Genomic DNA, 13,170 nt, shown 5'->3' with positions numbered 1-13,170 from the left:
ACAAGTCCATATCGTGGACGCTTTATTGGACATAAACCTAAAGCCAATTGCGGCCCCGCGTAAACTATCTATCATCGCCCGCGAGGAAACGAAGCAAGAGGTCCATATCGTGGACAGTGCCGCGGCAAAGGCCGCCGGCGCGCAGAGCCTGGAGCGCGGCATCGCGCTGCTGAAGCTCGTCGCCGGCGGGGCGGAAGGCATGGGGCTGGCCGGGCTGGTGCAGGCCAGCGGCCTCAACCGCCCGACCGCGCGCCGCCTGCTGCTCGCCCTCATCCGCGGCGGGCTGGTGGAGCAGGACCCGCAGAGCCGCCGCTACCATCTGGGGCCGGAAAGCTACGTCCTCGGCACCCTGGCGGCGGACCGCTTCGGCATCCACCGCCTGGCGCGCGATGGCCTCGCCCGCCTCGCCCAGGCCAGCGGCGACACCGCCTTCCTCAGCGTCCGCCGCGATCTCTTCAGCGTCTGCCTGCACCGGGAGGAAGGGCCCTTCCCCGTCCGCACCCATGTGCTGGCGGCGGGCATGCGCCACCCGCTCGGCGTCGGCGGCGCCGGGCTCGCCCTGCTCGCCGCCCTGCCGGAGGCCGAGGCGGAGGAGGTGATGGCGCGCAACGCCCCCCTCCTCGCGGAAGCCTATCCCCAGCACAGGCCGGAGCGGCTGCGCGCCCTGCTGGCCGGGGCGCGGGCCGCCGGATACGCCATCAACCCCGGGCTGGTGGTCGCGCATTCCTGGGGCATCGGCGTCGCCGTGCGCGACGCGGCGGGGGAGCCGGTGGCCGCCCTCTCCCTCGCCGCCATCGAAAGCCGGCTGGGGCCGGAGCGGCAGCCGGAGCTCGCCGCCCTGCTGCGCGAGGAAGCCACGCGGCTGGAGGCGCGCCTGCGCGACTTCGGCAAACCCCGCGCCGACCGCCCCGCGGCGCGCAAGGATCAGGAGAGGAAACCCCCATGAGACAGAGCGCCGCGATCATCGGCTGGGCCCATACGCCCTTCGGCCGGCTGGAAGACCCCGATGTGGAAAGCCTGATGGCCCGCGTCACCGGCGCGGCGCTGCGCCATGCCGGGGTGGAGGCGCGCGATGTCGATGCCATCACCGTGGGCGTCTACAACAACGGCTTCTCCCGCCAGGGCTTCGAGGCCGCGCTGGTGGCGCTGGGCGAGCCCGCCCTGGCGCATACCCCCGCCACCCGCTTCGAGAATGCCTGCGCCACCGGCTCCGCCGCGCTCTATGGCGCGCTGGACTTCATCGAGAGCGGGCGCGGCCGCATCGCCCTGGTGGTGGGGGCGGAGAAAATGACCGCCACCCCCACACCGGAGGTCGGCGAGATTCTTCTGAGTGCCTGCTACCGCAGGGAGGAAGCGGAGGTCTCCGGCGGCTTCGCCGGCATCTTCGGCCGCATCGCCGAAGCCTATTTCCAGCGCCATGGCGACCGCAGCGCCGCCCTCGCCCGCATCGCCGCCAAGAACCACCGCAACGGCGTGGACAACCCCTTCGCCCAGATGCGCCGGGATCTCGGCTTCGATTTCTGCAACACGGTCTCCGAGAAAAATCCCTATGTGGCCGGGCCGCTGCGGCGGACGGACTGCTCCCTCGTCTCCGATGGCGCGGCGGCGCTGGTGCTGGCGGATGCGGAGACGGCGGCCAGCCTCTCCCGCGCCATCCGCTTCCGCGCCCGCGCCCAGGCCAATGACCTCCTCCCCCTCGCCCGCCGCGATCCGCTGGGCTTCGAGGGCGCCCGCCGCGCCTGGCTGCGCGCCTATGAGGAGGCAGGGGTGCGGGTGGGCGATCTCAGCTTCGTCGAGACGCATGACTGCTTCACCATCGCCGAGCTGATCGAATACGAGGCGATGGGCCTCGCCGCCCCCGGCCAGGGCCACCGCGTGCTGGAGGAGGGCATTCCCTTCGCCGGGGGCGCCCTGCCGGTGAACCGCTCCGGCGGGCTGAAGGCGAAGGGCCACCCGATCGGCGCCACCGGCGTCTCCATGCACGCCATCGCCGCCATGCAGCTCTGCGGCGAGGCGGGGGCGATGCAGCTGCCCGCGCCGAAGCTTGGCGCCGTCTTCAACATGGGCGGCGCGGCGGTGGCCAATTACGTCTCGATCCTGGAGCGGACCCGATGATGCAGCCGGCGACGCAGCGCGTGCCCAACCTCGCCTATTTCCTCACCCGCGCGGCCCGGCGCTTCCCGCGCGCCCCGGCGGTGATCCGCGGCCGCCGCGCCTGGAGCTGGGTGGAGATGGACGGGCGCGTCTCCGCCCTCGCCCGCGCCCTGGCCCGGCGCGGCATCGTGAAGGGGGACCGCATCCTCGTCCACGCGAAGAACGGGCCTGAGATCCTGGAGATCATGTTCGCCGCCTTCCGCCTCGGCGCCGTCTTCGTGCCCACCAATGTCCGCCTGATGCCGGGGGACATCACCTACATGGCGGAGCAGTCCGGCGCCCGCGCCTTCCTCTGCCAGGCGGATTGCCCGGAGCACGCGGCGGCGGTGCGCGCGGCGCGGCCCGATCTGGCCGCCTTCGCCTGGATCGCGGGGCCAGAGCCGGCAGAGAACGGGGACGGGCTGGAAGCCTGGATCGCCGCCGAGGCGCGCGCGCCCCTCGCCGATGCCGATGTGGAATACAATGACCCCTGCTGGTTCTTCTACACCTCCGGCACCACCGGGCGGCCCAAGGCGGCGGTGCTGACGCATGGGCAGATGGCCTTCGTCATCACCAACCATCTCTGCGACCTGCTGCCGGGCACGACGGAGGCCGATGTCTCCCTGGTGGTGGCGCCGCTCTCGCACGGCGCCGGGGTGCATGCGCTGACCCAGGTGGCGCGCGGCGCCGCCACCATCCTGCCGGAGGGCGAGCGGCTGGACCCGGCCGAGGCCTGGGCGCTGGTCGAGCGCCACCGCGTCACCAACATGTTCACCGTGCCGACCATCCTGAAGCTGCTGGTCGAGCACCCGGCCCGCGCGGCGCATGACCACCGCTCCCTGCGCCATGTCATCTATGCCGGCGCGCCGATGTACCGGGAGGACCAGAAGCGTGCCCTGGCCGCACTCGGCCCCGTGCTGGTGCAGTATTTCGGCCTGGGCGAGGTGACGGGCGCCATCACCGTCCTCCCCCCCGCCCTGCACCACGCGGAGGATGGGCCGGAGGCGCGCATCGGCACCTGCGGCTTCGAGCGCACGGGGATGATGGTGCAGATCCAGGACCCCGAGGGCCGCCCCGTGGCGGCGGGGGAGAGCGGCGAGATCTGCGTCTGCGGCCCCGCCGTCTTCGCCGGCTACTGGCAGAACCCCAAGGCCAATGCGGAAAGCTTCCGCGATGGCTGGTTCCGCACCGGCGATCTCGGCCACATGGATGCGGAGGGCTTCCTCTCCATCACCGGCCGCGCCTCGGACATGTATATCTCCGGCGGCTCCAACATCTATCCGCGTGAGATCGAGGAGAAGATCCTGGCCTTCCCCGGCCTCGTGGAATGCGCGGTGCTGGGCGTGCCGGACCCGCTCTGGGGCGAGGTCGGCGTGGCCGTCTGCGTCCCCGCGCCGGGGCAGGCGCTGGATGTGCCGGCGCTGCTCGCCTTCCTGGGCGAGCGGCTGGCCCGCTACAAGCTGCCGCGCCATGTCTTCGTGCAGGAGAGCCTGCCGAAATCCGGCTATGGCAAGATCACCAAGGCCCTGGTGCGGCAGGAGCTGGAACGCCAGGGCCTGCTGCCCCTGGCGCGGGAGCACGCGGCGTGAGGCGCCTGCGCCAGCCCGGCCCGGCGGCGGCGGAGCGCCTCACCCTGCTGCCGGGGCGGGGCCTGGGCCTCACCCTGGCGCTGCCGGCCGGGCTGACGCTCAACGCCGCCCTCACCGGCGCCCTGCGCGCCCGGGGGCATCGCGGCGGCGTGGCGGTGCTGCGCGGGGTGCGGCTCGGGCCGCTGCGCTACGTCATCCCCGCCCTCGCCACCGATGCGCGCCACGCCGCCTATTACTCCGCCACCCATGCGCCGGAGGGCGAGGTGGTGGCGGAGCAGATCAACGCCACCCTGGGCGAACGCGAGGGCGAGCCCTTCACCCATCTGCACGCCGTCTGGACCGATGCCGGCGGCCGCCGCCATGCTGGCCATCTCCTGCCGCACGACACCCTGCTGGCCGCCCCGGCCGAGGCCAGCGCCTGGGTGGTCGAGGGCGCGTCCTTCACCGTGCGCGCCGATGCGGAGACGAATTTTTCCCTGTTCCAGCCTGAAGGAAACCCGGACGCCAGCGGGAATGCCGCCCTTGTCAAAATCCAGCCCAACGAGGATTTCAGCACCGCCCTGCGCGCCGCCTGCGCGCGGCTGGGCTGGGCGGGGGCGCGGCTGCGCGGCGGCGTGGGCAGCCTGGTGGGGGCGCGCTTCCGGGGCGGCCCCGGCCTCGACGCCCCCGCCACCGAAGTGCTGGTGCGGGACAGCGAAGTGGCGGAACTCCGCCTCCTCGCCGTCGATCATCAAGGGCGCATCGCCGAAGGGCTGCCGGAGCCGGGCGAGAATGCGGTGTGCATGACGTTTGAAGGCTATCTGGAAAGAATCTAAGCGTTCTTTTTTGAAAAAAAGAACCAAAAAACTTTTTCCAGATGGCGTCCCGCTTCTGGCCTGAGGCGGGACGCCAAACTGAAAGAAAGTCTTTTTGCTTCTTTTTCTTCAGAAAAAGAAGTTTTTCTCAGCAAACAAAATCATTCTCGGCCACGCCCTCGCCCTTGGCGAAACGCTCGATATTCCCGAACAGCTGAAGGATGGTCTTGTCGAAATTATCCGCCGCCATCGCGGCGATATGCGGCGTGGCCACCACATTGTCGAAGCGCAGCAGGGGGTTCTCGGCCGGCGTCGGCTCCATCTCATAGACGTCCATGGCGGCGCCCATGATCTCCTTGGCTTCCAGCGCGGCGACCAGATCGGCCTCCACCACCACGCCGCCGCGCGCCACGTTGATGAGCACGGCGCTGCGCTTCATGGATTGCAGCGCGGCGCGGTTGATCAGCCCCGCCGTCTGCGGCGTCATCGGGCAATGCAGCGAGACGATATCGCTCTGCGCCAGAATCTCCGCCACGCTGGCGAAGCGGACACCCTGTTCCGCCTCCTGCTCCGCGCTCAGGGGGCGGGTCTTGTTGTAGAGAATCCTGCACTGGAAGGGCGCCAGCAGGCGCGCGACATTCTGCCCGATCGCGCCATAGCCGATGATGCCCACCGTCTTGCCCGTCAGCATGAAGCTCGGCTTCGGCAGGGTGGTGGTGCGCCATTCGCCGCCGCGCAGCGTGTGGTGGCCGAAGGCCAGGTTGCGCAGCAGGCCGATCATCAGCCCCAGCGTGAACTCGGCCACCGGCAGGGCATTGCTGCCCGTGGTGCGCGCCACCGTCACGCCCTGCGCGCGCGCGGCCTCCAGGTCGAAATTGTCGACGCCCACGCCCCATTTGTGCAGCAGCTTCGCCCGGCCCGCCGCCGCCAGCAGCGCCGCATCCACCGCGATCTGCCCGGAGACCAGGAAATCCGCATCTGCCACGATCTCCCGCAGATGCGCGGCGTCGCGGTTGAGCGCGTGATCCAGCACCATGCCCGGCGGCAGCAGCGCGCGCATGCGCCGCGCGGTCTCCGCGGTGATGGGGTCGAGCACGACGATCTTCTGGGTCATGGGCAGGTCCGGTTCCGGTTGCAGTTTCCGGCACGGCATGGGGCCGCGTCCACCGCAGCCTGTGCAGAAATCGCTGATCCCGCAAGGCACCTCGCGAAACACGCGGCGGGGCGGGTTGCCCGCCGCGCGCGGCCTGTCCATGCTGGCGCCCTTCTTTCCACCCCCGCCATGAGGCGCGTTTGATGCCGAAATACGTGATTGAGCCGATGCCCGCGCAGATCAGCGGCGAGGTGATCGAGCTGCTGGAAAAGACCGAGACCGCGACGGTCGGCCACTGGCGCCACTGGGGCTTTTGCGACAGCGGCATCCAGGGCCTGCTGCGCCGCCGCGTCGCCGGCACGGCGGTGACGGTGCAGATCCCGGGGCCGGATTCGACGCTGCTGCACCACGCGCTGGGCCTGCTGCGGCCGGGTGATATCCTGGTGGTGGACCGCCTGGGCGACACGCGCCACGCCTGCTGGGGCGGCGGCGTGACCGTGGCCGCCAAGGCCGCCGGCGCCAAGGCGGGCGTGGTGGACGGCGTCTGCACCGATATCGAGGAGGTCGAGGCCAGCGAATTCCCGCTCTGGTGCCGGGGGCTGGCGCCCATCACCACGCGGATTTACGACCTCGGCGGGCGGCTGAACGTGCCGGTCTCCATCGGCGGCACGGTGGTGATGCCGGGCGATGCCGTGCTCTGCGACGAAAGCGGCGTGCTCATCCTGCCGCCTGCCGAGGCGGAGGCCGAGGCCCGCACCGCCATCGCCCGGCAGGAGCGCGGTCTGGTCACCCAGGCGCGCGTCGCCGGGGGCGCGAGGCTCGGCGATCTCTCGGGGGCCACGGCGAAGGTGCTGGCCGGGCTGGAGTAAGAAGGAAAGAAAAGAAAGGGTTCTTTTTTGGAAAAAAGAACCAAAAAACTTTTTTCTGGGAAAACCCCGCCCGGGGAAGGGCGGGGCTGGCGGGTCAGGCGGCGCGCACCTGATTGACGAAATGGCCCACCGTGCCGGTCAGGTCGCCGGACTGGCGGGAGAGCTGCGTCGCTGAGGACAGCACCGCATTGGCCTCGCCATCCGTCCGGTTGGCATTCTCGCTGACGGACAAGATGGTGCGTGTCACCTGACCCGTGACCTCGGCGGTGCGCTGCACGGTGCGGGCGATCTCGCCCGTCGCCGCCGTCTGCTCCTCCACCGCCGCGGCGATCGTCACGGTGATGGCGCTCATGTCGTTGATGGCGCCGGCGATGCCCTGGATGGCCGCCACCGCCTCCTGCGTCGCCGCCTGGATCTGGGTGATCTGCTGGCCGATTTCCTCCGTCGCCCGGCTGGTCTGGCTGGCGAGGTTCTTCACCTCGCTGGCCACCACGGCGAAGCCCTTGCCGGCCTCGCCGGCGCGGGCGGCCTCGATCGTGGCGTTGAGGGCGAGCAGGTTGGTCTGGCCGGCGATGGAGGTGATGAGGCCCACCACATCGCCGATCCGGCTGGCGCCATCGGCCAGGGTGCGCACGGTGGCATCGGTCTGCCGGGCGCGCGCCACCGCCTGCTCGGCCACGGAAGACGCCTGCCCGACCTGACGGCTGATCTCGCTGATCGAGGCAGAAAGCTCCTCCGTCGCGGCGGCCACGGTCTGCACGCCCTGGCTGGCCTCGGTGGCGGCGCTGGCCACGTCGGTCGCCTGCCGCCCCGTCTGCTGCGCCATGCCCGACATGCTGCGGGCGGAGGTTTCCATCTGCCCGGAGGTGGAGACAAGGCTGCCCGCCAGGGCGCTCACCTTCTGCTCGAAATCGCGGACCAGGGTTTCCACCCGCGCGGTGCGCTGCTCACGCTGGGCGCGGATGGCCTCCTGCTCGGCGGAGAGGCGGTCGGCGGTTTCCATATTGTCCCTGAAGACCTGCACCGCATGGGCCATGCCGCCGATCTCGTCCCGCCGCTCCCGCCCGGGGATGGCCACGGCGAAGTCGCGGTCCGCCAGGCGGCGCATGGCGGCCGTCATGGCCAGCACGGGCCCCGCCACATTGCGCACCAGCGAGAAGCCGATGACCACGCCCGCCAGGGCCGTGACGAGCAGCCCCGCCGCCAGGCTCCACTGCGCGACGCGCGATGTCTTCTGGCTGTCCATCACGCTGGCGCGGCTGCCTTCCTCATGGAAGACGGCGGCCTTGCGGATGATCTCGCGCGCCTCCAGGAAGATCGGCAGGCTTTCCCGCACCATGATGGCCTGGGCGCGCTCGCGGTTGCCCTGGCGCAGCGCCTCCACGCTGGCGGCGACCTGACGCATATAGGCATTCACGCCATCGCGCACCGTGCCGACCAGCCGCCGCCCCGCATCGGTGGTGGCCATGCCGACATAGCGCGCCAGCGCCGCCTCGACATCGCGCTGGCTCGCCTGGACGGCGGCGGGGCCGCTCGGGTCATCGGGGGGCAGCAGCAGCAGCATGATCTGGCGCGAGCGGATGCGCTCGAACTCGATGCTGACCATGCTCAGGGCATTGTTCGCCGGCAGCCAGTCGGACGCCACTTCCTCGGCGGCCTCGCTCATCCTGTTGAACTGCGAGATGGCGAAAGCCCCAAGGCCAAAGAAGCACAGCAGGAGGACCAGAAAAGCTGTGAGGATCTTGCCGCGTATGCTCAGGCTATCCAGGAAAGGCATGACCCTCATCCATTTTTTGGAGGGTCCACCATAAGCGCGCCGGATGAAGAGACATTTATGCAAACGGCCGAGACAGAGCCGCATCTGTGGTGCGGCCGGGGCAAGGCTCCGGCAAAGAGCCGGCGGAAGCGCCGGGCCAGCGGCGGGCCACAAAAAAAGCCCGCGGTCTTCACGACCACAGGCCCATCGATCTCAACTGAAAAAGATGGTCGGAGCGGCGGGATTCGAACCCACGACCCCCAGTCCCCCAGACTGATGCGCTACCAGGCTGCGCTACGCTCCGATGGGGCGGGCAATAGCACCCGCGCCGCGCCCCCTCAACCCCCCTCGGTGAAGAAGTTGACGTTTATTCCTTTGGATGACCGCGCCGCCCGGCCAGGGCGCGCAATTCGGCGGCCAGCCCCTCCAGCTCGGCCAGGGCATGGCGCAGCGCCGCCCGCCCGACCTCGCGCGGCGCCAGCTCGGGCTCCTCCGGCTCCGGCGCGCTGTCCACCGGCTCGGCCGCCTCGGCGGCATTGTCGCGCAGCAGGCGCTGCACGCCCTTGATGGTGTAGCCCTGGGTATAGAGAAGGTCGCCGATACGGCGCAGCAGCGCGATATCCTCGGGCCGGTAATAGCGCCGGCCGCCGCCGCGCTTCAGCGGCTTCAACTGCGGGAACTTGGTTTCCCAGAAGCGCAGCACGTGCTGGGGAATCTGGAGGTCCTCGGCCACCTCGCTGATGGTGCGGAACGCCGTCGGCGCCTTGCGCAGGCGACCGGACACCTCCGGATCCTCGGACATCGGCGGCACCCCGTCATTCATCGCTCAAATCCCCCGCACCCCATCCTGGAGGCACCTTATTCGTCGCCGGGGCGCACCGGCTCGCCGTTCAGCCGGGCCTTTAAAACCTGACTCGGGCGGAAAGAGAGGACGCGGCGCGGCATGATCGGCACCTCCACCCCGGTCTTGGGGTTGCGGCCGACCCGCATCCCCTTCTGCCGGACCGAGAATGTGCCGAAGGCCGAGATCTTGACCGGACGCCCGGCCTCGAGGGCCGCCGAGACGCGCTCCAGCACGTCCTCCAGCAGCGCGGCGCTTTCGTTGCGCGACAGGCCGACCTGGGCATAGATGGCCTCGGCCAGTTGCGCGCGCGTGATGGTATTCATGACCGAGCGCGGCCCATGGCAGTGAGACTCCCTGCAACCCCTTCTATCTGCAACAAAACCGGGATGCCTCCCCGGCGTCAACCACGAGCCGGGGTGTGGCGCAAAAGCTTCAGACAGCTGCGTCTTTTGTGCAACAGGGAGCGGGATCAGGCGCCATCCGCCGCCGCCGTGGCGGAGAGCAGAAGGCCGATCGGGTCCCACACCATCGCCGTCCGCCGGAAGCCCTGGCCGGCCACAGAGGTGGTGTCCCAGGCAGCCGCGCGGCCGCCCAGATGCTGGTAGAACCAGCGGGAGGGGTTGTCGCTCAACACCCAGAGCATGGCCGAGCCACAGCCGACCGCCGCCAGATGCGTCCCCGCCGCGCGCAGCAGGCGGCGGCCCAGCCCGCGCTCCCGCCAGTCATCCAGGACATAGAGGGTATCGATCTCGCCCTCCGCGAGGCGGGGGTGGCGGGCATGGCCACAGCCGGAAAAGCCCACCACCGGGCCGGTGGCCGCGGCCGAGTCGCCCCGCGCCACGGCGACGAACATGGCCATGCCGCCGCCGCGCTCGGCCAGCAGGCGGCGGTAATAGGCGGCCAGACGGGCCTCGGAGAGATGCGCCAGATAGGCGGCGGGCAGGAGGCCCGGATAGGCGCTGCGCCAGGTGGCGGCGTGGACGGCGGCGATGGCGGCGGCATCGGCGGGGCGGGCGCGGCGGATGCTGGCACTGTCCGGCATCTCCCCCGCCCCTCCCCCGCCGCCCCGGCTCAGCCCTTGCGGCGCAGCACGGCGGCGAAGAAGCCATCCGTGCCATGGCTGTGCGGCGCCAGTTCCAGCCAGGGGCCGGGGCATGGCGCGGGGATGCCGGGCATCACCGCCGCCCAGGCCTCGGCCAGCGGCACCGCCTCATAGCCGGCATGGCGCGACAGGAAGGCCTCGACCTGCATCCCATTCTCCTCCGGCAGCACGGAGCAGGTAGCGTAGACCAGCCGCCCGCCCGGGCGCACCAGTTCCGCGACATGGTCGAGGATCTCTCGCTGCTTGGTGACCAGCTCATCCCGGTCGCGCGCGGTGGTGCGGGTGCGGGCATCGGGGTTGCGGCGCCAGGTGCCGGCGCCGGTGCAGGGCGCATCCACCAGCACGCAGTCGAACTGCCCGGCGCGGCGCTTCACCCAGCGGTCGCCGGCGGTGAGCAGGTGGCGCTCCGCATTGTCCACCCCGGCGCGGCGCAGGCGCTTCACCGCGCCCTCCAGCCGGGTGGCGGAGACGTCACAGGCGATGATGCGGCCCCGATTGGCCATCATGGCGGCGACGGCCAGCGTCTTGCCGGCGGCGCCGGCGCAGTAATCCACCACCCGCATGCCGGGCTTCGCCCCGGTCAGCAGGGCGATGAGCTGGCTGCCCTCGTCCTGGATCTCCACCAGGCCATCGGTGAAGGCCTTGCTGGCCAGGATGGGGCGGCGGTCGGGAATGCGCAGGCCCCAGGGGGAATAGCCCATCGGCTCGGTGGGGATGCCCTCGGCGGCCAGGGCCGCGGCGGCCTGCTCCCGCGTGCCGCGCAGCAGGTTGGCGCGCAGGTCGAGCGGCGCGGCCTGGTCCATGGCGGCGGCGGCGGCGGGCAGCTCGGCGCCGAAGCGGGCGCGGTAGCCCCCCAGCGCCCAGTCCGGCAGGTTCAGGGCGATGCCCTCCGGCATCTCCGGCGGTGCCAGCGGGGTGCCGGCCAGAGCGTTGATCACCGCCATCTCGCCCGGGTCGGGCGGGCCGGCGTTGAAGCGGCCACCGGGGAAGCCCTGCAACACGCCCTCCTTCGTCCAGCCTTCCGCCAGCAGGAGATGCGCCATCACCAGCAGGCGTGGCGTGGGCGGCAGGTTGAAGCGGGCGATGTGCCAGTCCAGCCGCAGCTTCTGGCGCAGGATGCCCCAGGCCCGCTCCGCCACCGCGCGGCGGTCGCCACTGCCGATATAGCGGCGCTCGCGGAAGAAGGCGTTGGCGGTGGCGTCGGCAGGGCGGCGCGGCGCGGCGGCCACGTCAGCCACCAGCGCCACCGTGGCGGCGATGCGGGCGGAAGGCGTCATGCGATGGGAACTTTCTGAAGGAGCAGCCAGGGGCTCCGCCCCTGGAACCCCGCCGGGGTGGCACGGCCACCCCGAACCCCGCGTTCAGTTGGCATAAAACTGATGGCGGGGTCCGGGGGGACCCTGTCCCCCCGGCGGAGGGGTTTGGGGAGGCAGCGCCTCCCCAACAGAAAAACTCAGCCGTCCTGCCGGTAGTTCGGCGCCTCGCGGGTGATGGCCACGTCATGGACGTGGCTCTCACGCAGGCCGGCGCCGGTGATGCGGCGGAAGGTGCAGTTCTTCTGCATGTCGGCGATGGTGGCGTTGCCGGTATAGCCCATGGCCGACTTCAGCCCGCCGACGAGCTGGTGGATGACATTGCCCACCGGCCCCTTGTAGCCAACGCGGCCCTCGATGCCCTCCGGCACCAGCTTGAGCTGATCCTGCACCTCGGCCTGGAAGTAGCGGTCCGCCGAGCCGCGCGCCATGGCGCCGAGGCTGCCCATGCCGCGATACGACTTGTAGGAACGGCCCTGGTAGAGGAACACCTCGCCCGGCGCCTCGTCCGTGCCGGCGAAGAGGCTGCCCATCATCACGCAGTCCGCGCCGCCGGCGATGGCCTTGGCGAGGTCGCCCGAGGAGCGCACGCCGCCATCGGCGATGGCCGGCACGCCCTTCTCATGCGCCGCCGCGGCGCTCTCCATGATGGCGGTGAGCTGCGGCACGCCGACGCCGGCCACGATGCGCGTGGTGCAGATGGAGCCGGGGCCGATGCCGATCTTCACCGCATCCGCGCCCGCCTCGATCAGCGCCAGCGCGGCCTCGGGCGTCGCCACATTGCCGGCGATGACCTGGACGCTGTTGGACAGGCGCTTGATCTTCTCCACCGCCTTCAGCACGCCGGCGGAGTGGCCATGCGCGGTGTCCACCACGATCACGTCCACCTCGGCGGCCACCAGCAGCTCGGCACGGCGATAGCCATCCTCGCCCGTGCCGGTGGCGGCGGCGGCGCGCAGGCGGCCCATCGCGTCCTTCGCCGCGTTGGGGTTGGCCTGGGCCTTGTCCATGTCCTTGACGGTGATCAGCCCGGTGCAGCGATAGGCATCGTCCACCACCAGCAGCTTCTCGATGCGGTGCTTGTGCAGCAGCGCGCGCGCCTTGTCCGGGGAGACATCGGCCGTCACCGTCACCAGGTTCTCGCGCGTCATCAGCTCATAGACGCGGATATTCGGGTCGGTGGCGAAGCGCACATCGCGATAGGTGAGGATGCCGACGAGGCGCTTGCTCTCCCGCTCCACCACCGGAATGCCGCTGATGTGGTGCGCGGCCATCAGGGCCTGCGCCTCGGCCAGCGTCTGGTCGGGGTGGATGGTGACGGGGTTCACCACCATGCCGCTCTCGAACTTCTTCACCTGGCGGACCTGCGCGGCCTGCTCTTCCGGCGTGAGGTTCTTGTGGATCACGCCGATGCCGCCGGCCTGCGCCATGGCGATGGCCATGGGGCCTTCCGTCACCGTGTCCATCGCCGCCGAGATCAGCGGCATGTTCAGGGTGATCTCGCGCGTCAGGCGGGTGCGGACATCCGTCTGGCTGGGCAGCACCGTCGAATAGGCCGGCACCAGCAGCACGTCATCGAAGGCATAGGCCTCCGCGATCAGGGTACGGCGCGGGGCGGCGCCGCGCTCTGCGGTGCCGTCGGTCGGGATGGTGTCGGGAGCCATGGGCGGGAGCCTT

12 protein-coding genes and 1 tRNA gene are annotated in these 13,170 nt (G+C 70.8%); 5 read left to right on the top strand and 8 right to left on the bottom strand.

Features of this window, described 5'->3' with window-relative positions; translation table 11 throughout:
* The first annotated feature begins 109 nt into the window (after positions 1–109).
* Genes NON00_RS05370 through NON00_RS05355 form a run of 4 tightly spaced genes read left to right on the top strand, consistent with a single transcriptional unit; the run spans position 110 to position 4,537 of the window.
* Positions 110–946 carry an IclR family transcriptional regulator gene (locus NON00_RS05370; protein ID WP_256018186.1) on the top strand — a complete coding sequence of 279 codons (837 nt, stop codon included), beginning with the start codon at positions 110–112 and terminating at the stop codon, positions 944–946.
* Entirely contained in the window at positions 943–2,115 is a 1,173-nt protein-coding gene (locus tag NON00_RS05365) for an acetyl-CoA acetyltransferase (protein WP_256018183.1), read from the top strand. Before NON00_RS05370 ends, NON00_RS05365 begins: the two co-directional genes overlap by 4 nt.
* Positions 2,112–3,722, top strand: a complete 1,611-nt coding sequence (locus tag NON00_RS05360) for an acyl-CoA synthetase (protein WP_256018180.1) — start codon at positions 2,112–2,114, stop codon at positions 3,720–3,722. Before NON00_RS05365 ends, NON00_RS05360 begins: the two co-directional genes overlap by 4 nt.
* Positions 3,719–4,537: a hypothetical protein gene (locus NON00_RS05355; RefSeq protein ID WP_256018178.1), complete on the top strand. Its 819-nt coding sequence runs from the start codon at positions 3,719–3,721 to the stop codon at positions 4,535–4,537. The genes NON00_RS05360 and NON00_RS05355 overlap by 4 nt, the downstream gene beginning before the upstream one ends.
* A gap of 127 nt (positions 4,538–4,664) precedes the next feature.
* Here the strand turns inward: NON00_RS05355 and NON00_RS05350 are convergent, their stop codons facing one another.
* Positions 4,665–5,630, bottom strand: coding sequence for a 2-hydroxyacid dehydrogenase (locus NON00_RS05350; RefSeq protein ID WP_256018175.1), 966 nt, complete (start codon positions 5,628–5,630; stop codon positions 4,665–4,667).
* A gap of 182 nt (positions 5,631–5,812) precedes the next feature.
* On the opposite strand from NON00_RS05350, the gene NON00_RS05345 reads away from it, so the two are divergent.
* Positions 5,813–6,478, top strand: a complete 666-nt coding sequence (locus tag NON00_RS05345) for an RraA family protein (RefSeq protein ID WP_256018172.1) — start codon at positions 5,813–5,815, stop codon at positions 6,476–6,478.
* A gap of 94 nt (positions 6,479–6,572) precedes the next feature.
* Here NON00_RS05345 and NON00_RS05340 read toward each other — a convergent pair whose 3' ends face one another.
* From NON00_RS05340 to guaB, 7 genes are all read right to left on the bottom strand, one after another.
* Positions 6,573–8,255: a methyl-accepting chemotaxis protein gene (locus NON00_RS05340; protein ID WP_256018169.1), complete on the bottom strand. Its 1,683-nt coding sequence runs from the start codon at positions 8,253–8,255 to the stop codon at positions 6,573–6,575.
* A gap of 206 nt (positions 8,256–8,461) precedes the next feature.
* Positions 8,462–8,538, bottom strand: a tRNA-Pro gene (locus NON00_RS05335).
* A gap of 63 nt (positions 8,539–8,601) precedes the next feature.
* Entirely contained in the window at positions 8,602–9,018 is a 417-nt protein-coding gene (locus NON00_RS05330) for a MerR family transcriptional regulator (protein ID WP_370688671.1), read from the bottom strand.
* Positions 9,019–9,092: 74 nt separating this feature from the next.
* Positions 9,093–9,401, bottom strand: coding sequence for an integration host factor subunit alpha (locus NON00_RS05325; RefSeq protein WP_256018166.1), 309 nt, complete (start codon positions 9,399–9,401; stop codon positions 9,093–9,095).
* Positions 9,402–9,547: 146 nt separating this feature from the next.
* Complete coding sequence (locus NON00_RS05320; protein ID WP_256018164.1) at positions 9,548–10,120, bottom strand: GNAT family N-acetyltransferase; 573 nt, start codon at positions 10,118–10,120, stop codon at positions 9,548–9,550.
* 29 nt (positions 10,121–10,149) lie between these two features.
* Positions 10,150–11,457: an RsmB/NOP family class I SAM-dependent RNA methyltransferase gene (locus NON00_RS05315; protein WP_256018161.1), complete on the bottom strand. Its 1,308-nt coding sequence runs from the start codon at positions 11,455–11,457 to the stop codon at positions 10,150–10,152.
* A gap of 176 nt (positions 11,458–11,633) precedes the next feature.
* Positions 11,634–13,157, bottom strand: coding sequence for an IMP dehydrogenase (gene guaB, locus NON00_RS05310; protein ID WP_256018158.1), 1,524 nt, complete (start codon positions 13,155–13,157; stop codon positions 11,634–11,636).
* Positions 13,158–13,170 lie beyond the last annotated feature (13 nt).

Source organism: Roseomonas sp. GC11, from assembly GCF_024437745.1.
Classification (GTDB): domain Bacteria; phylum Pseudomonadota; class Alphaproteobacteria; order Acetobacterales; family Acetobacteraceae; genus Pseudoroseomonas.
This window is presented reverse-complemented; position numbering and strand designations above follow the sequence as displayed.